This is a genomic window from Micromonospora sp. CPCC 205554 (assembly GCF_036902745.1).
Taxonomy (GTDB): domain Bacteria; phylum Actinomycetota; class Actinomycetes; order Mycobacteriales; family Micromonosporaceae; genus Micromonospora; species Micromonospora tulbaghiae.
Map to the genome: position 1 here is coordinate 42,717 of NZ_JBAKHP010000011.1, position 21,946 is coordinate 64,662.

Here is a 21,946-nt window from a genome sequence, read left to right on the forward strand (position 1 = left end):
CCCCTTTGCGGGCGGCGATGAGGTCCCTCTCCACCCGCAGCTCGTGGTTCGGAGACTCGTCCCCGAGCGTGGCCGGCGAGCCAGCCGCGGGCGAGACGCCTCCCGGGGGGTTCGGGGCCGTCAGCGCTTGGCGACGGTGAGCAGCACCGCGGAGTCTTCGAGCGCCTCCAACGTGTGGCGGCGGTCCGGCACGATCAGCAGATCGCCGGGTGCGCCGTCCCAGGACGTCTCGCCCGCGCCGAGCCGGACCCGGCCGTGCAGGACGTGGACAGTGGCCTCGCCCGGGTTCTCGTGCTCGCCGAGCATCTGGCCGGCGGTCAGCGCGATCATCGTCTGGCGGAGCTTGTGTTCGTGTCCGCCGTAGACGGTGGAGCTGCTGCGGCCGCTGGAGGAGGCGTGCGCGAGTTTCAGCTGCTCGCGGGCCAGTGCGGTCAGGGATGACTTCTGCATGGGGTGTCCCGTCCTCTCGTCCTACCGGTCTTCCCGAGCCGGCCGGCTCGGATCGACTCTGGCATATCGGAGAGGCCCGCCGGCCTCGCCCCGGCCGGACCCCGTGATCAGCCCGATCCGGCTGGAACCGTGGTGGTCACCGCTCACCCCATGGTGGCCTTCGGGGCGCCCTTGCCCGGATCGATCCGGGTCGGACCGGAGGCCGAGGGGCGGATGTCGAAGTCGAAGATCTCGGTGGGCAGGTAGACCGTCGCGCAGGAGTTGGGGATGTCCACCACACCGGAGAGCCGGCCCTCGATCGGTGCGGCACCGAGCAGCAGGTACGCCTGTTCCGGCTGGTAGCCGAAGCGGGTCAGGTAGTCGATGGCGTGCAGGCAGGCACGCTGGTAGGCGAGCTGCGAGTCGAGGTACCGCTGTTCGCCGTCGAGGGTGACGGAGATCCCGGAGAAGGCCAGCCACCGGGAAAACTGCGGCGGGGTGTCGCCCGGGATGAAGATCGCGTTCTCGGCGACGCCGTACGTCTGCATGCCGTTCTTGATCAGGTCCACGTGCAGGTCGACGAAGCCGCCCATCTCGATGGCGCCGCAGAAGGTGATCTCCCCGTCGCCCTGGGAGAAGTGCAGGTCGCCGAGGGACAGATTGGCTCCCGGCACGTACACCGGGTAGAAGACCCGGCTGCCGACGGTGAAGTTCTTGATGTCCTGGTTCCCGCCGTTCTCCCGGGGCGGAGCGGTCCGTGCCGCCTCCGCGGCCACCCGGTCGAAGTCGGCGCCGGTGAGGCTGCCGAGGATCGCGTCCTGCGGCTCGGGGGGCAGGGCCAGGGGCGGCACCCGGTCGGGCGCGGTGGCGATCAGCGCGCCCTCCCGCTGGTTCCAGTTGGCCAGCAGCGACGCGGACGGGGCGGTGCCCATCAGCCCCGGGTGGGAGATCCCGGTGAACGAGACCCCGGGGATGTGCCGGGAGGTGGCCTTGCGGCCGGTGAAGTCCCAGACCGCCTTGTAGGCGTCGGGGAACTGTTCGGTGAGGAAGCCGCCGCCGTTGCCGGTGGGGAAGATGCCCGTGTAGCCCCAGCCCTGGCCGGCCAGCGGACCGGACTCCTGCGGGATCGGGCCCATGTCGAGGATGTCCACCATCAGCAGGTCGCCCGGCTCGGCGCCCTCGACGGCGAACGGGCCGCTGAGAGCGTGGACCCGGGTCAGCGGAGCGTCCCGGATGTCGTCGGCGGAGTCGTCGTTGTGGATCGCGCCGTCGAACCACTCGCGGCAGTGGACGCGGAACGACTGTCCGGGCCGTACCGTCGCCACGGGCGGGATGTCGGGATGCCAGCGGTTGTGCCCGACCTTCTCCTGGTCGGTGAACCTCTTGGCGGAGTCGAGGGGGAACAGCAGGTCAGGCACGGCGTTGAGCCCTTCTCGTGGTCACCATCGGGGCAGGCGGGCGTGGGCCGGGTTCGTCGAGCGGCGTACCGGGCGACCACCGGGTACCCGCCCGACCACCTCCGGCTGTTCCGCGCTGCGTTCGGTCCGGTCCATGGCCTCGCGCAGCGCCGCCGGCACGCGGCCCAGCCGAGGTGCGGAGAACACCCGTGTCGCCTGGCCCCCGCACCGGGGGCAGTTCGTCGACGGGCCGGCGGCGCCGACCGGCAGCGCGACGTCGAAGTTGCCGTCCTGCCGGCAGCGGTACTCGAAGGTGGCCATCGCCGTTTCCCGTCCCGGCCTCTCGTGCGTGCGGTGGCCGTTCCGCGGCGGCCCACCCCGTATTCCCGATTGTGGGCGACCGGCAGCAAAAGCGGCGCAAAACGACGAATGAGACGGAACTTGCGTCCTCGCGGCAGGCCGGCCGAGCCGCCGTACCGGACCGAGGCGTGAGATAGGTTGGCGATCATCGATGGGTTGACCCCATCGTCGACGTATGGCAGCCGTCTCCTCGTCCTCGCTGTTCCGCCGCCTGCGGCCGGGTCCGGTGACCGCCGTCGCGCTGTCCACGGCGGTGCTCGCCACCGCGCTGAGCGCCGCGCCGGCCGGCGCCGGCACCGCGTACCCTCAGGTCGCGCCGGCGCCCGGCGGCGCCGCGGTGTCCGTCGCGGAGCCGACCGCGACCGCGCCGCCGCTCACGTCGACGCCCACCACGCCCAGCACCACGCCGTTCCCGCCGAGCGCGCCCACGAACCTGACCGCCACCGAGGTACGGACCACGTCGGTCACCCTCACCTGGGCGGCCGCCAGGCCCGGCTGCTGCCCCGTCGCCGGGTACGACATCACGTACTACCAGGCGTTCGACGACGTGGTCTACGGCGTCAGCCTCGGCAACGTCACCACCACCACGATCACCGGCTACATCCAGCCGGGCCGGCAGTACTCGTTCCGGGTCTCCGCCCGGGACTCGGACAACCGCCGTTCGCCCTCCACCGACGCGCTGACGGTGGTCACCCCGGTGACGGACACCGGCCCGGACACCACCCCGCCGAGCGCCCCGCGGAACCTGACCGTCGGCGAGGTGACCGCCTCCACCGCCACGCTGTCCTGGTCGCCGTCGACCGACGACGTCGGCGTACTCGGGTACGACGTCTACCGGTTCGACGGCTGGTTCACCTCGACGCGCGTCGCCACCGTGCCGGGCACCACGTACACGGCGTCGCTGCCCCCGTCGACGCCGCTGCGCAACCTGTACTACGTACGGGCCCGGGACGCGGCCGGCAACGTCTCGATCGCCTCCGACACGGTCACGCTGCCCACGACGTCCACGCCGCCGCCCCCGCCGCCCTCGACCTGCCGGGTGACCTACCGGAACCAGTCCGAGTGGCCCGGCGGTTTCGTGGCGGCGGTGACAATCCAGAACAGCGGGACGACGCCGGTGGACGGCTGGGTCGTCACCTTCAGTTTCCCCGGGGACCAGCACGTCACCACCGCCTGGAACGCCACCGTCGGCCAGACCGGCGCCGTCGTGACCGCCCGCAACGCCGACTGGAACCGCGTCATCGCGGCGAACGGCTCCGCGACCTTCGGCTTCCAGGGGCGCTGGAGCGCGAGCGACGCGCCGCCGACCGGCTTCTCGCTCAACGGCGCCCCCTGCACTGTCGGCTGAGAGGAAGTCCCGTGAGCGCACTCCACCGCCGCCGCACCCTGGCCGGGGCCGTCACGGCCGTCGTCCTCGCCGTCACCACCACATTCGGGGGTACGCCGGCGCCCGTCGCCGCCGCGAACACGCTCGTCATGCGGGGCGCGGACGTCTCCTCGTTGCAGCGCAGCCTGGACCTGGGCGCGAAGTACTACGACGCAGGCGGGGTGGCCCGCGACCCGCTGGACATCCTCCGGTCCGTCGGCGCCAACTACGTCCGGCTGCGCGTCTGGAACAACCCGGCCAGCGGCTACAACAACAAGAGCAAGGTGCTGGCCCAGGCACGCGTCGCGAAGGCCAAGGGCCTCAAGGTGCTGATCGACTTCCACTACTCCGACACCTGGGCCGACCCCGGCAAGCAGTACAAGCCGGCCGCCTGGGCCGGGCACAGCCTCAGCCGGCTGCGCGACGACGTGTACGCGTTCACGTACGACGTCTGCGCCGCCCTGCGGGGGCAGGGCACCCTGCCGGACAGCGTGCAGATCGGTAACGAGATCAACGTCGGGATGCTGTGGAACGAGGGGAAGGTCGTCAACAACGACTTCGCCCCGCTGGCCGGCCTGCTGAAGCAGGGCTACAACGCGGTGAAGGCGTGCGGCGGCGGAATCCCCGTGATGATCCACACCGCGAACGCCGACAGCAACGCCAACGCCCGGTGGTTCTACGACGGCATCCGCGCCCAGGGCGTGCAGTGGGACATGACGGCCCTGTCGTACTACTGCATGTGGCACGGAAGCCTGGCGAACCTCTACAACAACATCGTCGACCTGCGGAACCGCTACGGGAAGCCGGTGGTGATCGTGGAGACCGCGTACCCCTTCACCCGGGACGACGCCGACGGCCAGCCGAACGTCATCGGCGACGCCACCTGCGACGGCATCAGCGCGACGTGGGCCGGGCAGGCCCAGCAGTTCGACTGGGTCCAGAACACCGCCCGCAACGCCGGCGCGATCGGGGTCTTCTACTGGGAACCCACCTGGTACGCCGTCAGCGGCAACGGCTGGGATCCGGCGAACATCAACGGCACCGGGAACGGGTGGGACAACATGGCCCTCTTCGACTGGTTCGGGCGGGTGAACCCGGGGGTGCGCTGGACGCCCTGACGGATCGGCCGGCGCACCCCCCGGCTCAGCGCTTGAGCAGCCGGCGGATCGAGTGGCGGCGGCCCCACGCGATGAACACGAACAGCGCGAACAGCACCACGGGCGTGAGCACCAGAGCGCCGCCGTGCAGGATGAACGCCTGGGTGACGGCGGCGCCGACCATGAGCAGCGCGAGCCCGACGGCGGCCGGCCCGGCGAGCCGCGGCACGAGCAGCCCGATACCACCGGCCAGCTCCAGCAGGCCGACGAGATAGCGGAACCAGGGCGCGGCGCCCATGTCCTCGAACGTCTGGACCGCGTTCGCCTCGCCGAACAGCTTGGGACCGGCGGAAGCGACGATGAGGAAGACCCCGAGGACGCCCTGCAGCGCCCACAGCGTCCGGTGCAACCCGCGCGCGACGGGTGGGGGAGTGGTGTCGACGACGGTCATGGTTCTCGTCCCTCCTGGCGGTCGGCTGCGCACTCGCATCCGACATCGATCGGACGCATCAGCTCTGACCGGCGGAGGCGGCCGAACTCATCGCGAGGTCTGGCCGGCTCCGCTGATCGAGGAGGGAGGCGTGTGGTTCTCGGATGCGAGGCGTCGCTGCAGGCGGTCGGATTGAGCGACCGATCCGCCGCCTACGCCGAGGCCCCGCCGAGCTGCTTGATAGAAGCGGTCCCGACTCGCGTTCGCCTGCTGGACCAGTTCCAGTAACGGCTCGGAGTTCTCGCCGACGCCACGGGCTCGGTGTTCGAGTTTCCAGACCGCCTCTCGCCAGTCCTGTGCGGCGACGACGGTGGAGGCGTCCCCGAGCAGCAGAAGGCTCTCCCAGACGAGGGTGTGCCTGATGTCGGCCTCGGCGAGCCGGGGGAGGGCTTCTGCTCTGTCCAGTCCCGAGCGGTACTTGTCCCCGGCCGCGGCAGCCAGCACCTTCAGCGATATCGCCTGGATCTCCTTCAGTACCTGGGCGAACTCGCTGTATGCCTCCAGTCGTCGTTCGTCCCACCGCACTGCCTGGCCGCGCTTGAACTGGCTTCTGGCGGACAGGAAGGTCACCAGACCTGTGCCCAGGGCACCGACAACGACGCCGAGCAACGCCGGCAACTGTGAGACGAACGCGTCCATCGGCGCAAGAGTGCCATTCGGCGGCAACCGGTCGAGCCGGGCCTCCTTCTTCGATCTTCAGGCCGGCGGTTGTCCGCGCCGCTACGCGGTCCGGCTATCCCCAGGCGCGTTCGAGGGCCAGAGCCAGCCGCCTCGTCCACTGCTCCTCGGTTCCCTCGATCCCGGGGTACTCGTCGACGAAGTTGTCCCAGTCGATGCTCCACGTCAGCACGTCCTCGGCGCTGAAGCCGTCCGCCTCGGCGCCCAGCTCCGGCCGCATCAGACGGCGGACGAGATCCCGGTCCACGCTCGTGGTCTCGGCCAGCAGGACCGCGTCGTACAGGTCCTTGCCCTGCGCGTACGCGTCGGTGGCCAGCCACAGCAGCTTCCAGGCGAGCGCCAGCGCGGCGGGCGCGGCGAGCACCTCAGCGGCGACACCGGGGAGCGTCACCGTCTCCGGCGGGAGCGGCAGCTCCTCGCCGAAGACGACATCGATCTGTACGTGGCCGTCCGGCGCTCCGGCGATGCCGAACGGGACGACGAGGCGGCGGCCGTCGGCCCGCTCGTACGTCCAGATGGCCGCCTCGCTGATCCGGTCCGGTCGCAGGCCGGCGTCCGGCACGCTGCGGACGGCGGCCTTGACGGCGTCGAGCAGCGTACGGGCCTCGTCGCTGCCGCTGGTGACCGTGTGCGGGACGACCACGAAGTCCAGGTCGCCGGGCTCACGTGCGGCGGCGCCGACCTGGACCGGCATCAGCGCACTGCCCCGCAGCACCAGGTGACGGCCGACGGGGGCCGCCGCGATCGCCGCCAGCACGCCGGTGAGCGCGGTACGCCGGGCGGCGCTCCACCGCCGGCCGGTCTCGGGCACGAGGAAGTCCGGCTCACCGGCACGGTACGCGTTCGGGTAGTGCTTCAGAGCGGGATCGAACGCGGCGCGCTGGCGGACGGGAGCGTCGGCGGGCAGCGGCTGGTAGGTCGGCGGGAAACCCCGGGACCGTGCGGGCGCGGACCGCATGGCGTTCTCGTGCCTCGTCACCCAGTCGTTCGGCCGCGGCTCCTCCCGGCTCCCGGGCGGGTCCAGCCAGCCGAGGTCGCGGACCGGTCCGCTGTCGAACACCACGTACTCCTGCTCCACCGCGGCGATCTCGAAGCCGGCGGCGGACACGGCCGCGACGAGGGCCTCCAGGCGCTGCCCGGCCGTGGCGAGCCCGACCCGGTAGCAGCGCTGGGTGACGAACCGCTCCTGCACACCGTCGGCGCGTACCCGACGGGCGTTGCGGGACAGCCGTGCCCCGTGCGGCTCGACCAGGCCGGTGAGCGCCAGTGTCCGCGCCACCGTCGGTCCGGCCAGCAGCAGTTTGATGTGATGCTCGAAGTAGCGGGCGGCCGGCTCCGCCGCGGCCTCCTCGTCCGACTGCGGCACGCCGGCAGCCCATGGTGCCACTTCGATCTTCGTGCGGCACACGTGGATCCCGGACGCCTCCACCTCGCCCTGCAGGCGCTCCGCCGCGGCCTGCTGCTCGGCGTGCGTGCCCCGCCCGGTCAGCGTGACCATCGGCTGGGAGGCGTGGGCACCCCGGTCGAGAACGATGTGGACGAACTTCAGCCCGTGCCGCGCAGCGAGGGCGGACAGCCGCTCCGCGTCGTAGGGCTGGGCCGTCACATGGATTTCGAAGTCCCCCGACACCTCAAGCACCGGCGAAGCCTACGACACGTCGTCCAGCCGGGGCTGCGGCTCTACGGCCGTACCGTCGGGCTGCGTGATGCCGGGCGCGAGGGCGCGCGTACCGCTGCGGCCGCCCGTCCGGCCGTACCATCTCCTGGTGAAAATCCGCCGTCGGCTGGTCGCCGTGTCACTCCTCCTGGCGGTTGAGGCGGCAGCGTTCGCGCTGCTCGTCACCGAGTCCCTGACGGATGCGATCGTCGCCGCCGGTCTCACCTGCCTGTCGTTGTGGCTGCACCTCGTCCTGCACGAGTGCGGGCACCTCGTCGTGGCGAAGCTGCTGGGTCTGCCGGTCGTCGCGGTCCGTGTCGCGCCCTTCAACGGCTGGCGCAACGAGGTGTCGGTCCGGCCCTCGCCGTCGACGGCGGCGTTACCGCTGCGGATGGTGCTGTTCTACCTCGGTGGCCCGCTGGCCAACCTGTCCGCCGCGACGGCACTCGTCGTCGCGGCGGGACACGCCAGCACGGCCCTGACGCGGTTGACGTTGTTCGGCGCCGCGTTCGTCGGGGCGCTGCTCGGCCTGACCAACCTCGTTCCGGGGCGTTCGACCCGCAGCGACGGCCAGAACCTGCTCCGCTGGCTCCGGGCTCCGGCAGCCGCCCGTGAAGCGCTGCGAGCGGGCTACTACCAGGAGGAGGTGGTCAGGGCACTGCGGGCGGTCGCTCGAGCGGGTGACGGCGTCCACCGGGTCGGGATTCAGGCGCGTGCCGGCAGCGATCCGCTCCTGGCCCTCGCCGCCTACCAGCAGAGACTGAGCACGGCACACACGCAGTCGGCGGAGCTGGTCGAGGAGGCCGAGCGGCTCGCCGCGCTGGCTCGCGCGGGCGGCACCGATCCCGCGGCGGCCGCGGCCATCGGGCAGATGCTGAGCGTCCAGTTCGGGTTGTGGTACCTGTACGCCGCGGTGGTGACCGGTTCGCCGGTGGAACACCGGGAGGTGCGGGAGATCTCGGAACTCGCCCGGATCGCCGCCCGGACGCAGCCGCACGTGTTCTCCGCCCGGATCGCGATGAGCCTGGCTCATCTGCTCAACCAGCGGCCCGAGGACGCGCGATCGCTGCTTCTCGACGTCCGCCCCGGTGCCGAGCCGCCCGACCTCTGCGCCGTCGCACTTCTTCTGCGGGCGGCCGCCGAGTCGTACCTCGGCAACCGTGCCGACGCGGATCACCTCCTCCGCGCGGCCCGCGGCGACTACCCGCAGCTGGCGCAGCTCGTGGCCGCGATCCGGGCAGCCGATCCGGCGCCGCCCCTGTTCGCGCCGGTGCCCGGCGCCTGACGGCGAGCCGGAGCGTTTTCTGCGGTGTTTCCGTTACGTCGACACACCGCTATTTACATTGATACTCGTCACGATAGTCGTTATCGCAATACCTTGTCCTGATCTGCGGGGTCGCCTACTCTGGGCGGCCTCGGAGTTCGACGGGGGAGCGACGGGATGCAATTGGACATTCGGCTTCTGGGCCCTGTCGAGCTCAGGGCGGGCGGCCGCCGCGTCGAGCCGGGCCCGGGAAAGCGGCGGGCCGTGCTCGCCGGGCTCGCGCTGGCGGCGAACCGGTCCGTGTCCTTGGACCGGCTGGCCGCCATGGTCTGGGCCGATGTTCCTCCGCCTTCGGCGACGGCCAACCTGCGTTCGCACGCGGCGGGCTTGCGCCGGGTGGTGGGCGATCGACTGGTGACGCGTCCGAACGCGTACGAGCTGCGGATGCAGCCCGACGAGCTGGATGTCACGGAGTTCCACCGCCTGGCGGAGAACGGCCGCACGGCGCTGGTCAGGGGGCGTGCGCTCGACGCCGTTCCGGCACTCGACGCCGCGCTCGCTCTGTGGCGCGGCTCGGCGGGCGAGGGCCTGCCGGCCGGCACCACGCTCGACAACCGCTGGGCGAGCCTGGAGGAGCAGCGGCTTCAGGTGTTCGAGGTGCTGACCGACGCCCGCCTCGCGGTCGGCCGGCACGCCGAGCTGCTACCCGGGCTGCGTGAGCATCTGGCCGCGCACCCGTTGCGGGAACGGGCGTGGGGGCAGCTGATGCTCGCGCTGTACCGCTGCGGTGAGGTGCCGGCGGCACTGGCCGCCTACCGGGACGCGCGCGCCCGGCTGGACCGGCACCTCGGCATCGAGCCGGGGGAGGAACTGGCCGCCCTGCACCGGGCGATCCTGGAGCGAGCGCCGGACGTCTCGTACACCCGGCCGCCGCCGGTGATCGCGGCACCGCCGCCGTCGCCCGCCGATCCGGCTCCCGTCGCCGAGACCGCCCGGACGGTGCCCCGGGAGCTGCCACCGGACCTGGTCACCTTCGCCGGGCGCACCAGGGAGGCGGGGGAGGTCAGTACGGCAGCGACGGGTCGCGTACCCGCGGTCGTGGTCGTCACGGGACCACCGGGGAGCGGCAAGACCGGGCTCGCCGTACGCGCCGCCCACGCCGTGGCCCGCGAGTTCCTCGACGGGCAGATCTTCGTCGACATCGCGTACCGGGCATCGGTCACCCCGGCGGAGTTGCTGGCCCGGGTGCTGCGCGCGCTCGGCGTCGCGCCGGGCGACATGCCCGACAGCGCCGACGAGCGTGCCGGGCGCCTGCGCTCGCTCACCGCCGGCCGCCGGCTGCTGCTGGTCCTCGACGGGGTCACCAGCGCGGCCCAGGTGCGGCCCCTCCTGCCCGCCGGTCCCGGCCCCGCCCTGATCGCCGTGGCCCGGCGCGCGCTGGGCAACCTCGACGGTGTACGGCGGGTCGCCCTGTCGCCGCTGGCCGAGCCCAGCGCCCGGGAACTGCTGGCCGCGCTCGCCGGTCCGGAACGGCTGGCTGCGGATCCGGGCGCGACAGCCGAGCTGATCGGCCTCTGTGCCGGGTCGGTGCTGGCGCTGCGGGTCGCCGGCTCGCGACTGGCGACGTGGCCGGGGATGTCGGTGGCCGCGCTGGTCGGCGAACTCACCGCGGGCGGGAGCAAACTGGATCTGCTGAGTTACGACGACCTGTCCGTACGGGCGAGCCTGGCCGCCGCCGTCGCGGTCGTCGCCTCGGAGGACGAGGTGGCCGGCCGGCTGTTCGAGCTTCTCGCCGCCCGCCCGGAGGCCCCGGCGGCGGTGGATCGTGCCGCGGCGGTACTCGGCGAGTCCACCGAACGGATCCGACGGGCCATGGAAGGCCTGGTCGACGCGCACCTGGTCGCCCGGGACGGTCCGGCCCGCTACCGGCTGCCCGCGCTGGTCCGGGACTACGCCGCCGAACTGTCGACGGCGCCGCCCGGGCCGCCGTCGCGGCTCGTCCGGGGGAACCCGTTCCTCACGTTGCTGTCCCGGTCCGGATGATCGATTCGCCGGCCGCTCGGATCGTGCGGCCGGCGTAGGCCACAAAGTATCTCGAATATAGATAGCCGTGACAGGCTCCGCTCGTCATCGACCAATCTCAGTGAGACGGGGCGGCATGTCAGGTCACAGACGTCATCGCTACTTCAGCCGATCCTTACGCACGACGGCGTTCGCCGTCGCGGTCCTCCTCCCGCTCAGCGTGATCAGCCAGCCGGCATCCGCCCAGGTCGTCACCGAGACGCAACTTCCGGCGTGCGCCGACCCGTCCGTGCCGGACGACGTCAACCATGCGTCCATCCGTCTCGAAGGACCGGCAGCCGGGTCGGAGGTCGCGGTCGACGCCAACGGCAGGATCGCCGTCGACGGCTACGTGCACAAGCAGGCCACGATGGTGGACGTCTCGATCGAGAAGACCACCTCGACCAGCTTCACCTACGGCCCGCCGCCGGAGGGCGTCACGGACTGGTCGGCCTCCTGGACCACCAGCATGCGCCCACCGCGACTCGGCCCGGTGAAGGTCTGCACCCGCGCCGAGCGCGAACCCGGCCGCTACGCCCGGATCCTGCGCGACATCACCGTCCTGGACCTGATCCCGCCGAGCAACGTTCCGAACCTGGCGGTCGGCACGATCACGGCGACCGGCGCGAAGGTGACCTGGGGCGCGGCGACCGACAACTACGGCCTCGCCGGCTACGAGGTCACCGTCGACGGTGGCACCCCGCACCGGACCACAGTCGGCACCCGCTCGTACTCGATCACCGGGCTCCAACCGTCGAGCAACCACACGGTCTCCGTGGTCGCCGTCGACCTGGCCGGCAACCGGTCGAAGACGCCCGCCACGACGTCGTTCACGACGGACGCCCTGCCGCCACCGCCCGACGTGGACGCCGGCCTGACCCTGGACCCGGACGAGGGCGGGGCCATGGCGAGCTGGCACCCGAATCCGGCCACCGAGGCGAGCTACCGCGCCTACCTCGACGGCGAGATCTACGACCACTTCGAGCGCGACCAGCTCTGCGAGGACGGCAACGGCAACGTCGCCAGCCCGTGCACGGCGGACAGCGTCATCAAGCTCCCGATCGAGCCGCTCGAGGAGTACACGCCGTACGCCTTCCGGGTGGAGGCGCTGAGCGCCGACGGCACGGTGGTGCGGGAACTGGCCGGCGACTTCACCACCATGATCCACGTGGACGAGCTGTCGCCGGCGGTCACGCAGGCCACCGCCAGCGAGGCGTCGCAATGCGCGGGCGCCGGTGGTGACATCTACATCGCGGCCAGCTCACGTACCAGTGTGCCGGTGCCCTCCGGCGCCACGCAGATCTTCCTCGGCTGTTACCGCGCGGCCGACACCAGCTGCCTCGACGCCGTCCTGCCACCGTCCGGCGAGAAGCTCGTCGACTGCGCGGACGACCTCACCCGCACGCTGTTCGCCATCGCCCCCTCCGGCCGCGGGCCGGTCATCTCGTCGATCGACGACACGCAGCCCAGGCCGCTGCTGCTGCAAGCGGCTGCGGTGCCGATCGCCTGGTGTCTGAGCAGCGGCGCCTGCGCGACGCTCATCGCTCCCGTCGCGGAGACGGCCGCGGCCGCAGCGGTCGCCCCGGCGGCCGCCGCCAGCATCTCGTGGTGGGTCGTCGGCCTCGGCGGCCTCGGCCTCGGGGCCGCGCTGGGCACGCTGCTCGCCATCCTCTTTCCCGGCACCATCGGCGTCAACGGGCTCATCGAATACCCGATCTCGCACGACGTCGACTTCGAGCAGTTCGACAACTGGGGCCTGGACGAGGGCGAGTGGTACAACAGCCTGAAGGTCTACGCCGAGGTCGTCAAGACGACGAAGCTGGTGGCGAACCAGCGCAACCTGCCCTTCGCCTGGGACTCCACCGAGGACGCGCGCCTCAAGCGGATCATCGACCAGGCCTGTACGGCGCAGCGCGGCACCCAGGGCAAGGCCGGATGCGACGACGACATCATCGTCTACGTACCCGGGGCCAAGAACTACAAGGGCGCCGACATGACCGAGACCGGCAAGCACATCGTGGCCGCCATGGGCGACGGCGGATACCCGCAGCCGCCGACCCGGGCGGTGTGGTTCTACCCGGCGCGAAGCGTCGGCGGGCAGGCGGCGCGCGCCAAGGGCCACAGCCGCGGCTGGTTCGGCACCGCGGCGTTCAAGCCGAACGCCTGCGACGTACGGGTTCCCGGGCAGACCTGCGACGAGTTCCCGTTCTGGTCGACCGACCAGGCCGTCGACCTGACCGGCCAGGTCGCCAGCCTGAAGCTGGTGTCGACCGCCGAGTCGCTCCCGCAGGCCAACGACATCAACGCGTTCTACGGCAAGTGCAAGGTGAGCGACAAGACCAAGTTCGTCGTGCTGCCGGTGAAGCCGTGGGTCGAGGCAGGTGGCCCGAGCTTCGCCTTCAAGCTCAGTGGCGGCGGGGCTAGCCTGTGCATGACGCCCGTGGCACCGTGAGCCGAGGAGCCTCCTGATGCTCGACGACATGCGCGTACTACGCGAAGCGGTGCGGGAGTACCGCGTCGCGGCGACTGCTGCCGGCCTCGACTGGCCCGACGCGGGCGAGTCGTCGGCCGGGGCTCCGCCGGACCGGGTACGCCGGATCTTCGACGTGGACCACGTCGCGGACCAGCTGGCCTGGTTGCAGTCGCAGCGCTGGCCGGACGCGCGGTTGCTCCCGAACGGCGGGTGGCGGATGCCGTGGCCGGACGGTGGGGACGCGCTCGACTACCTGGGGTTGTCGATCGGGACGCCGTTCCCCTGGCGGCAGCAGCTACCGCTGTTCCACTTCGACTTCCTGCTCTACACGTTCGTCCTCGCGGGTGAGCACGAGGGGGAGATCTGGCGCTACCCGGTCGGGGAGGACGCCTGGGAGTCGGTCCGTGCCGCCCCCAGCCTGGCCGCGCTCTTCGACCAGTGGACCAGGGGAATCGCGGCCGGTGTGGTCCGCTACGGCGAGGCGGACAAGTGGCTCCTGGTCGAGGACGTGGAAGGGGTGCCCGGTCTCGACCCGCTGGCCTTCCCGGTGACGCCGGTGGCGGAGACGCTGCTGCACGCGCGGCAGCGGGAGTGCGGAGCGAGCCCGGTGGCCGACGACGAGGGTTTCGAGCACCAGGAACGGCTGCTCGACGCCATCGACGCGGCGAAGGCCAGGCTCGCCGGATGAGCCGGTCTGCGGCGGGTGGGCCTCGGCCCGCCCGCCGCAGGCGGCGGTCAGTCCTCGAAGCCGGCCGGGTGGGCGTCTCCGACCGCGTTCAGCAGCACACCCTGCTCCAGCAGCGCCTTGCAGGCACAGAGGACCATGGTGAACCCGCCCATCGAGTCGATCGCCTTGCTCACGGCCTGGTCGGCGTTGCCGGCGAAGCCGGTCTCGGTGACCCGGACCAGCGTGGTGTCGTCCTCGCCCGGCAGGAACCGCCACTCGACCTGGGTGGGGGACTCCGGATCCCACTCGACCAGGATGCGGCGGTTCTCCTCCACGTCCTTGACGGCCACGACAGTGGAGACGCCGTACATCCCCCACTCCCAGGTGACAGTGGCGCCGGGTTCCAGCCGGCCGCTGCTCCCGGTGAACCAGAACCTCGTGGTCACCGCCGGATCGGCGAACGCCTGGAAGACCTCGGCGGCGGGCCGGCGGATGAGCATCTGCGCGGTGATGGCAGGGGGTCGGGTCAGACGGTCACTGTCCACGAGGGTCACTATATGGCCCGGAGGCACCACGCCGGGCCACGAGCGGATCGTCGAGGAGGACCGGAATTCGCTTGAGTGGCGCCGTCACGTGCGTCAGAGTCGTTCCATGATCTTCAACCGGAAGGGCGGCGACGCCCCGGCGCGATGAGCGCCCACGCGCGGCGCGACGACGCCGCGAAGATCCCGCACGACCTGTGGCAGCAGGCCGTCGGGATCCGCCAGGAGTGGCTCGGCCACGCCCTGTCCACGCAACCGGCGGACCGGCCGGCCGCCGAGCGGTGCCTGACCGCCGTCTACGCGAGGGCGTCGCGGCCGAGGCCCCGCTTCGAATGGGTCGACTCGCCGGACAAGGCGATGGCCCTGGTCAGCGGCTGGCCCACCCTCGACCACCTCCACGAACGCGTCCGGGCGGCACGGCCGCCCCGGACGCCGCTGCCGGCGAGCGACATCGCCATGATCGTCTCCCAGCTTCGAGGCGCGCTGAGCGCGGGCGTCGTGCACACCGATCCCGAGCTGTCACCCGCGCGCACGGGCAAGGCCAAGGAGCCGTGGCCCGAGCTGGCGCCGTTGCGGGCGCTGGACAGCGGCGTACCGCTCGCCGTCGTGCTGCACCAGGGGGTACGGACGGCGCTGCACCGGAGCCTCGCGCACGGGTTCTACCTGCCGGTGCGTGCGGCGCTCGCGAGCGACGGCCCGGTGCCCGTGTGCTGGTACGGGCAGCAGGACGCGTCCTGGATCGCGTACTACGACGCGCTGCGCCGGCTCGGCCTCGCCCGGTACGGGCCGGACGAGGCCGGACACCTCGACACCTGGGCCGGCCTGGCCCGCTCCTGCGGCTGGTGGTGGCCGGGTGAGGAGGTCTGCGTCGTCGTGGACCGGCCACAGGCGATCCGGACCGAGCCGGTCCCCGGTACGCCGCACGACCGGATCCGGCTGCGACCCGGTGGTGTGCGTTATCGCGACGGCTGGCAACCGCCGCTGGGCGGCGCGGGCGCCGATCCGGGACGACGGGCGGGCGCAGGCCTTGATTGGATAGGCAACGGTAAATAGATTGGGCTCGGGCGCCGCCGAGGTCCGTACACCGGACCCCGGCGGCTGACCGGGCCGCCTTCGAGCCGGGCACATCGGTCGTACGCATCGACCACGTGGCGCATCGCCGCGCCGCACCCTCCCGCGCTGCGGCGTCCGTCCCGGACCTGCGTCGCTGCGCCCTGTCCCACGCCGAAGGACTTCCCATGACGATTCTCCGTGCCCGCCCCGCCCCGCTCGTGGCGGCCGTCGCCGCGCTGGCCGCCGTCACCGCGGCCGGTACGGCCCTGCTCACCGGCCCGGCCGCAGCCGCACAGGGCTGCCGGGTCGACTACACACCCAACCAGTGGCCCGGCGGGTTCACCGCGAACATCAGGGTGTCACCGGGCGACACAGCCGTCTCCGGCTGGACCGTCACCTGGACGTACGCCGGGGACGAGCGCGTCACGAACGGCTGGAACGCCACAGTGAGCCAGTCCGGGTCGACGGTGACCGCGCGCAACATGTCGTACAACGGCGGCATCCCGGCCGGCGGCTCGACCGAGTTCGGCGTGCAGGGCACGTACGGCACCGCGGGCGGCGCGCCGACCGGGTTCAGCCTGAACGGCGTACCGTGCAACGGCACCGGCCCGACCACGCCGCCCCCCACTACGACGGTGCCGACCACCGCTGTGCCGACCACCGCTCCGCCGACCACGGCCCCGCCCACAACCGCACCGCCCACGACGGCCCCGCCGACCACCCCACCTCCCACGACGCCGCCGCCGACCACCCCGCCGCCGAGCGGGTGCGCGGGGGCGGTGCTCTGCGACGGCTTCGAGAACCAGCCCGGTTCGACGCCGTCGGGCGACTGGAGCGTGGTGAGCCCTGACTGTTCCGGCGCCGGCACGGCCACGATCGACACGACCACCACGCACAGCGGCAGCCGCGCGGTCCGGATCAACGGCGCCGCCGGATACTGCAACCACGTGTTCGTCCGGACCACGAAGAACCTCAGCAACCTGGGCAGCGTCCGGTACGCCCGGATCTGGGTCCGGCACACCACGGCCCAGCCCACCGACCACACCACGATGATCACCATGTCCGATGCCGCCGACGGCAACCGGGACCTGCGGCTGGGCGGACAGAACGGCGCGCTCCAGTGGAACCGCGCCTCCGACGACGCCACGCTGCCCGAGCAGAGCCCGGCCGGGGTGGCGCAGAGCGTGCCGCTGCCCACCAACCGCTGGGCCTGCCTGGAGTTCATGGTGGACGGCTCCGCCGGTCAGCTGCGTACCTGGCTGGACGGCGTCGCCGTGACCGGGCTGACCGCCGACGGCGTACCGACGCACGACATCGACGGCCAGTGGTACAACCGCACCTGGCGACCGCAGCTCACCGACCTGAAGCTGGGCTGGGAGAGCTACGGCGGCGGCGCCGACACCCTCTGGTACGACGACGTGGCGATGGGATCCACCCGCATCGGCTGCTGACCCCTGGCGAGCGGAACGTCACGGGTGCCGAACGCGATCGCAGGCACCCGTGGCGTTCCACCGAGGGCGGGCGGTCAGTGCTCGACGGTCATCCGCTGGGTGCCGATCACGGAGAGCAGCCGTAGCGCCTCCTCCGACGGGGAGCCGGGCGTGGCGGTGTAGATGACCACCTGCTGGTCGCGGTCGGTGATGTCGAGGACGTCGCAGTTGACGGTGACCGGCCCGACCAGCGGGTGCCGGAACGTCTTGCACAGCGTCCGCGCGCCGCCCACCTCGTGGGAGGCCCACAACCGGGCGAACTCCTCGCTCCCGGCGAGCAGCTCCGCGATCAGCGCGGTCATCTCCGGGTCGTCCGGGTAGCGGGCCGCTGCGGCACGCAGCCGCCCGACCGAGAGGCGGGCGAACTCGCCGACGTCCGACACGTCGTACAACCCCGCGCCGTGCAGGTGCGGGCCGAGGAACGCCCGGCGGACCAGGTTGCGGTCCCGCCGGGAAACTGCGGAGAAGTCCTCCATGAGCGCCGCCGCGAGGTCGTTCCAGGCGATCACCTCGAACGCCGCCGAGGTCACGAACGCCGCCGCCTGCGGCAGCCGGTGCAGCAGGTCCAGCACGCTCTGCCGTACCTCCCGGGGTGGCCCGGGCGGCGGTCCCGGCGGCTCCCCGGCCAGGTGGTGGAGGTGGTCGCGTTCGGCGTCGGACAGCCGCAGCGCGCGGGCCAGCCCGGCCAGCACCTCCCGCGACGGACGCGGACCCCGGCCCTGCTCCAGCCGGGTGTAGTACTCGGTCGAGATGAACGCCAGCCGCGCCGCCTCCTCGCGGCGCAACCCCGGCGTGCGGCGGCGCCGTCCGGCGGGCAGGCCCACGTCGGCCGGGGTGATCCGCTCCCGCCGACTGCGCAGGAACACTGCCAGCTCCTGTCGGTCCACGACCCCAGTGTGCCCCCGGGCGGCGGCGCGTAACCAGGTACCGCCGGTGCCTGGATGGGCTCCACGACCGGCCGCAGGCTTGCCGCATGGACACCACACGAACCGACACGACCGTCCACCCGACCGCCGGCCTGCTGGCCGGCAAGGTCGCCTTCATCACCGGCGCCGGGCGCGGCATCGGCGCCGCGGCGGCCCGGCTGTTCGCCGCCGAGGGCGCCCGGGTGCTGCTCGCCGCCCGTACCGAGGACCAGTTGAAGGCGGTGACCGAGCAGGTGCGGGCCGCGGGCGGCACCGCCGGGTACGTGGTCTGCGACCTGGCCGACGCGGCAAGCGTGCGCGCCGCCGTCGACCGCACGGTCGAGGTGTACGGGCGCCTCGACGTCGCCTTCAACAACGGCGCGACGATCGTGCCGCCCGGACCGATGGACCGGGTGCGCGAAGACGACTTCGACCACGTCTACACCGTCAACCTGAAGGGACCGTGGCTCGCCATGGTCGCCGAGGTCGCCGCGATCCGGGCCACCGCCGGCACCGGCGCGATCGTGAACAACTCCAGCGTCGGCAGCCTGATGGGCAACCCCGCACTGCCCGCGTACGGGGCGATGAAGCGCGCGGTCAACAGCCTCACCGAGTCCGCGGCGGTCACCTACGGGCCGGAGGGCATCCGCGTCAACGCGATCGCCCCGGGCAGCACGCTCACCGAGATGATGCGGTCCTGGGACGCGGAGTCGCCCGGGATCATCGACCGTCTCGCGGCCGCCACGCCGCTGCGCCGGTCCGCCGAGCCCGACGAGATCGCCCAGGCCGCCGCGTGGCTGCTCAGCGACCGCGCCTCCTTCGTGACCGGTACGGTGCTGCGGGTCGACGGCGGCGCACGGGCCTGACCCGGCTCAGACGGTGGCGCCCTGGACCGGCCGGGGCTCCGCCGTGCCGGCCGTCACGGGGGAGGGCCGGAAGCCCTTGACGACCAGGTAGACACCGAGCGAGAACTCCCACACCGCGATGGGGAGCGCGGCGGCCGCCGCCACCGGGGACAGCCGGTCCCAGGCGCCGAACAGGGTGCCGAGGTCGGAGGCGACGAGCAGCGGCGCGCCGGCGAGCCCGAGCACCGGCAGGATGCGCGGCACGAGGCGTGACTGGTACAGCAGCGTCCCGAGCAGCAGCGCGTTCACGGCGGGCAGGAAACCCTGGCTGAGCAGGAAGACCGAGTCGTAGAACGCGACGAGCGTCCGGCCGGTGACGAGCGCGTCCGGCCCGGCGCCGGAGTCCCGCAGCGCGACGAGCGTCAGGATGCTCGCGACGCCGACGAGGATGCCGGCGGCTTCGAGCACCCGGGCGCCGGCGAAGCCCAGTGTCCGGGCCGGACCCTGGCGCGTGAGCACCGGGTACAGCGCGACGGCGGTGCCGATGCAGGCGAGGGCGACGATCATCTCCAGGACGCCGCCGAGGACGACCGGGGCCTGCGATGTGGTGCCGAGGACGTAGTCCGGCTCGCGGATCGGGGCGTACAGGCCGACGGTGGGGATCGAGACGAAGGTGAGCAGATAGGCGCCGCCGGCGACCAGCGAGATCTTCCGCAGTGGATCCATCGGGCCTCCTCCGACGCCGCCCGGCCGATGGTGGTGGTGCCCTCACTCTGCTGTGGACCCGCGCGGCGGCGCATCGGCCGCTCGGACAGTCACCTCGCGCGATGCGCACGGGCCACCGGTGCGGCACACCGGTGACCCGTACGCGTCAGCGGCTCATCGCGTACGCCACCACGAGCGCGACGAGCGTCAGCGCGGCCAGCACCGCCGCCGCGATCTTCGCCGTACTGTAGGGACGCTCGCCGATCACCTCGCCGGTCCGCGCGTTCACCAGCACCTGGTACGACCGGCCCGCGTGCAGGTACGCGGCGATCCACACCGGCAGCAGGACCAGCTTGTACGACACGTCGGAGTACACGGTGTCCACGGCGGACACCCGTTGCTCGTCACCGCCGATGTCCGACCGGCAGTCCCGCTCGATGATTGGCGCCATCCGCGCCTTCGCCTCGGTCAGGCCCGCCTCGGGCTCGGTGTCGTACCGCAGGGCCTGGTATCCGGCCAGGTAGTCACCGTGGTACGCGGTCACCTCGGCCAGCGGCCACGGCGCCAGCTTGTCCAGCTGCCCGGTGGGCAGTTGGGTGGTGGCCGGCACCAGCACGTCGTCGAAGTCCCGGCGGACCGTTCCGGCGGCCGGATGCCACCGGGTGTGCCGCACCTGCCGGGTCCGCGTCTCCTGCTTGCCGTCGACGGTCACCGTGTACGTCTCGGTGACGTAGTAGTGCTCGCCCCGCTGACCCCGGTAGTCCGACACGGTCCGCGCGTCGAACGTCCAGTGCGGCAGGTACGTGCCCTTCAGCGTCTCCGCCTCGCTGATCTTCTTCAGGCTCCCGGGCGCGAACCAGCGGCTGCGGCACCACTGGCCCAGGGCTGTCCGCACGCCGTTGCGGTCGACGGCGAACGGCAGCACCGCCTCCGGCGCGATCAGCTCACCCGCCCCGCCGTCGGCCACCAGCGGGGTGGCGCAGAACTGGCAGCGCTGCGCCAGCGCGTCGCTCTCCGTCCGGGCGCCGCAGCCAGGGCAGACGAACGTGTGCGCGGCGACGCTCGCCACCGGCTTGCGGGGCAGCGACGCCAGTTCCGCGTACGCGTGCTCGCGCACCTCCCGGCCGGCGCCGGCGATCTCCTGCCGGTGCCCGCAGTACGGGCAGCTCAACGCGGTCGTGCCCGGCGCGAACTCCAGCCGGGCGCCGCACCCCCCGCACCGGTAGGAGGGCGGCGAGACAGCCGTGTCGCTCATTGCGGCGGCAGCGGCGGCGGGACGCTGGCGAGCACCGATGCCAGCTCGGGCACCTGCCCGGCCGGCTGCCACTGCGCCATCCCGGTACGCCAGACGAGCGTGTCCGCGCCGAGCGCGCCCGCATTCGCCTGCTCGGCCAGCGCGCCGAGGTCGTACGGGCCCTGCCGCTGGCCGCCGACGCCGACGTACCACTGGGCCTGGCCCGGCAGCGGCGGCGGCTCGGCGGCGGCCGGCTGCGCGGGAGCCGGCACCGGCTGCGTGGCCCCGCCACCGCCCATGGACCGGGCCATCTGCTGGCCCATCGCCATGCCCAGGCCCAGGCCGATGCCCGCGCCCGCCTCACCACCCGGGTTGTTCGCCGCGGCCTCCATCGCGTTGGCGGCCTGGAAGCGGGTGTACCGGTCCAGGTCGCCGACCGCGCCCATGCTGGTCCGCTTGTCCAGCGCCTGCTCGACCTCCGGCGGCACCGACACGTTCTCGATGACGAACTTGGGGATCGCGATACCGACCTCGGCCAGTTCCTCGGTCAGCACGGCGGCCAGACGCCGGCCGATCGCGTCCTGGTGCGCCGCGAGGTCCAGCAGCGGCACGCCGGCCGTGGCGAGAGCGCCGCCCAGGCGTCCCACCATGAGCTGCCGCAGGTACTCCTGCACCTCCTCGGTGCGGAACTGCGGGTCGGTGCCGACCAGTTCCCGCAGCAGCCGCGACGCGTCCACCACGCGCGCCGCGAAGGCACCGAACGCCCGCACCCGGACCACGCCGAACTCGGCGTCACGCAGGATGACCGGGTTCTGGGTGCCCCACTTCATGTCGGTGAACTGCCGGGTGTTGACGAAGTACACCTCGGCCTTGAACGGCGAGTTGAAGCCGTACTTCCAGCCCTTCAGGGTGGACAGGAGCGGCAGGTTACGGGTCTCCAGCGTGTACGTCCCGGGTTCGAAGACGTCGGCGATCTTCCCCTCGTTGACGAACACCGCCGTCTGGGACTCCCGGACGACCAGTTTGGCGCCCATCTTGATCTCGTTCTGATACCGGGGGAATCGCCAGACCATCGTGTCGCGGCTGTCGTCCAGCCACTCGATGATGTCGATGAGTTCGCCCCGGAGCTTGTCCATCAGCCCCATCGCAACCCTTTCCTCGGCGCCGGTCTCCGGCGTCGCGGCGACCATAGCAACCGCCCGCCACCTGCGAAAAGAGAGCTTTTCGCAGGTG

At 72.3% G+C, this 21,946-nt stretch carries 20 protein-coding genes; 9 read left to right on the forward strand and 11 right to left on the reverse strand.

Annotated features, from left to right (window positions below; genetic code table 11):
• Window positions 1-120: 120 nt before the first annotated feature.
• The 3 genes from V6U82_RS16790 to V6U82_RS16800 all read right to left on the reverse strand — a co-directional run bounded on the left by V6U82_RS16790 (window position 121) and on the right by V6U82_RS16800 (window position 2,147).
• A complete protein-coding gene (locus V6U82_RS16790) occupies window positions 121-450 on the reverse strand; it encodes a cupin domain-containing protein (RefSeq protein ID WP_128136938.1) in 330 nt (109 codons plus the stop codon).
• Window positions 451-593: 143 nt separating this feature from the next.
• On the reverse strand, window positions 594-1,847 hold the full coding sequence (gene fmdA / locus V6U82_RS16795) for a formamidase (protein WP_334462243.1): 1,254 nt from the start codon (window positions 1,845-1,847) through the stop codon (window positions 594-596).
• Window positions 1,848-1,868: 21 nt separating this feature from the next.
• A complete protein-coding gene (locus V6U82_RS16800) occupies window positions 1,869-2,147 on the reverse strand; it encodes an FmdB family zinc ribbon protein (RefSeq protein WP_128136940.1) in 279 nt (92 codons plus the stop codon).
• Between the two features lie 214 nt (window positions 2,148-2,361).
• Between V6U82_RS16800 and V6U82_RS16805 the strand changes: the two genes are divergently transcribed.
• A complete protein-coding gene (locus V6U82_RS16805) occupies window positions 2,362-3,534 on the forward strand; it encodes a cellulose binding domain-containing protein (protein ID WP_334462246.1) in 1,173 nt (390 codons plus the stop codon).
• A gap of 11 nt (window positions 3,535-3,545) precedes the next feature.
• The gene (locus V6U82_RS16810) at window positions 3,546-4,670 is read left to right on the forward strand and encodes a glycoside hydrolase family 53 protein (protein ID WP_128137155.1); all 1,125 of its coding nucleotides are present in this window, start codon (window positions 3,546-3,548) and stop codon (window positions 4,668-4,670) included.
• Window positions 4,671-4,695: 25 nt separating this feature from the next.
• Here the strand turns inward: V6U82_RS16810 and V6U82_RS16815 are convergent, their stop codons facing one another.
• The 3 genes from V6U82_RS16815 to V6U82_RS16825 form a co-directional block, all read right to left on the reverse strand.
• Window positions 4,696-5,100 (reverse strand): DoxX family protein, encoded by a 405-nt coding sequence (locus tag V6U82_RS16815; RefSeq protein WP_128137154.1) that lies wholly within the window; start codon window positions 5,098-5,100, stop codon window positions 4,696-4,698.
• Window positions 5,101-5,187: 87 nt separating this feature from the next.
• Entirely contained in the window at window positions 5,188-5,778 is a 591-nt protein-coding gene (locus tag V6U82_RS16820; RefSeq protein WP_334462248.1) for a hypothetical protein, read from the reverse strand.
• Window positions 5,779-5,872: 94 nt separating this feature from the next.
• Complete coding sequence (locus V6U82_RS16825; RefSeq protein ID WP_334462250.1) at window positions 5,873-7,456, reverse strand: nucleotidyl transferase AbiEii/AbiGii toxin family protein; 1,584 nt, start codon at window positions 7,454-7,456, stop codon at window positions 5,873-5,875.
• Between the two features lie 127 nt (window positions 7,457-7,583).
• On the opposite strand from V6U82_RS16825, the gene V6U82_RS16830 reads away from it, so the two are divergent.
• From V6U82_RS16830 to V6U82_RS16845, 4 genes are all read left to right on the forward strand, one after another.
• Entirely contained in the window at window positions 7,584-8,759 is a 1,176-nt protein-coding gene (locus V6U82_RS16830) for a hypothetical protein (RefSeq protein ID WP_334462251.1), read from the forward strand.
• Between the two features lie 393 nt (window positions 8,760-9,152).
• Complete coding sequence (locus V6U82_RS16835; RefSeq protein WP_334462253.1) at window positions 9,153-10,781, forward strand: BTAD domain-containing putative transcriptional regulator; 1,629 nt, start codon at window positions 9,153-9,155, stop codon at window positions 10,779-10,781.
• Between the two features lie 199 nt (window positions 10,782-10,980).
• Window positions 10,981-13,251 (forward strand): fibronectin type III domain-containing protein, encoded by a 2,271-nt coding sequence (locus tag V6U82_RS16840; protein ID WP_334462255.1) that lies wholly within the window; start codon window positions 10,981-10,983, stop codon window positions 13,249-13,251.
• A 16-nt stretch (window positions 13,252-13,267) separates the two neighbouring features.
• Window positions 13,268-13,960 carry a hypothetical protein gene (locus tag V6U82_RS16845; RefSeq protein ID WP_334462257.1) on the forward strand — a complete coding sequence of 231 codons (693 nt, stop codon included), beginning with the start codon at window positions 13,268-13,270 and terminating at the stop codon, window positions 13,958-13,960.
• Window positions 13,961-14,007: 47 nt separating this feature from the next.
• On the opposite strand, the gene V6U82_RS16850 is transcribed toward V6U82_RS16845, so the two are convergent.
• Complete coding sequence (locus tag V6U82_RS16850; protein WP_334462259.1) at window positions 14,008-14,484, reverse strand: SRPBCC family protein; 477 nt, start codon at window positions 14,482-14,484, stop codon at window positions 14,008-14,010.
• Between the two features lie 144 nt (window positions 14,485-14,628).
• Between V6U82_RS16850 and V6U82_RS16855 the strand changes: the two genes are divergently transcribed.
• Window positions 14,629-15,534, forward strand: coding sequence for a DUF6745 domain-containing protein (locus V6U82_RS16855; protein WP_334462261.1), 906 nt, complete (start codon window positions 14,629-14,631; stop codon window positions 15,532-15,534).
• 185 nt (window positions 15,535-15,719) lie between these two features.
• Window positions 15,720-16,985: a cellulose-binding domain-containing protein gene (locus V6U82_RS16860; RefSeq protein ID WP_334462263.1), complete on the forward strand. Its 1,266-nt coding sequence runs from the start codon at window positions 15,720-15,722 to the stop codon at window positions 16,983-16,985.
• Between the two features lie 74 nt (window positions 16,986-17,059).
• On the opposite strand, the gene V6U82_RS16865 is transcribed toward V6U82_RS16860, so the two are convergent.
• On the reverse strand, window positions 17,060-17,911 hold the full coding sequence (locus V6U82_RS16865; RefSeq protein WP_128136848.1) for a helix-turn-helix transcriptional regulator: 852 nt from the start codon (window positions 17,909-17,911) through the stop codon (window positions 17,060-17,062).
• Window positions 17,912-17,997: 86 nt separating this feature from the next.
• Between V6U82_RS16865 and V6U82_RS16870 the strand changes: the two genes are divergently transcribed.
• The gene (locus tag V6U82_RS16870) at window positions 17,998-18,795 is read left to right on the forward strand and encodes an SDR family NAD(P)-dependent oxidoreductase (RefSeq protein ID WP_334462265.1); all 798 of its coding nucleotides are present in this window, start codon (window positions 17,998-18,000) and stop codon (window positions 18,793-18,795) included.
• 6 nt (window positions 18,796-18,801) lie between these two features.
• Here V6U82_RS16870 and V6U82_RS16875 read toward each other — a convergent pair whose 3' ends face one another.
• The 3 genes from V6U82_RS16875 to V6U82_RS16885 all read right to left on the reverse strand — a co-directional run bounded on the left by V6U82_RS16875 (window position 18,802) and on the right by V6U82_RS16885 (window position 21,849).
• Complete coding sequence (locus tag V6U82_RS16875) at window positions 18,802-19,500, reverse strand: DUF4386 domain-containing protein (protein ID WP_334462266.1); 699 nt, start codon at window positions 19,498-19,500, stop codon at window positions 18,802-18,804.
• 145 nt (window positions 19,501-19,645) lie between these two features.
• Window positions 19,646-20,734, reverse strand: coding sequence for a hypothetical protein (locus V6U82_RS16880; RefSeq protein WP_128136851.1), 1,089 nt, complete (start codon window positions 20,732-20,734; stop codon window positions 19,646-19,648).
• On the reverse strand, window positions 20,731-21,849 hold the full coding sequence (locus tag V6U82_RS16885; protein WP_442933442.1) for an SPFH domain-containing protein: 1,119 nt from the start codon (window positions 21,847-21,849) through the stop codon (window positions 20,731-20,733). Before V6U82_RS16885 ends, V6U82_RS16880 begins: the two co-directional genes overlap by 4 nt.
• Window positions 21,850-21,946: the final 97 nt, after the last annotated feature.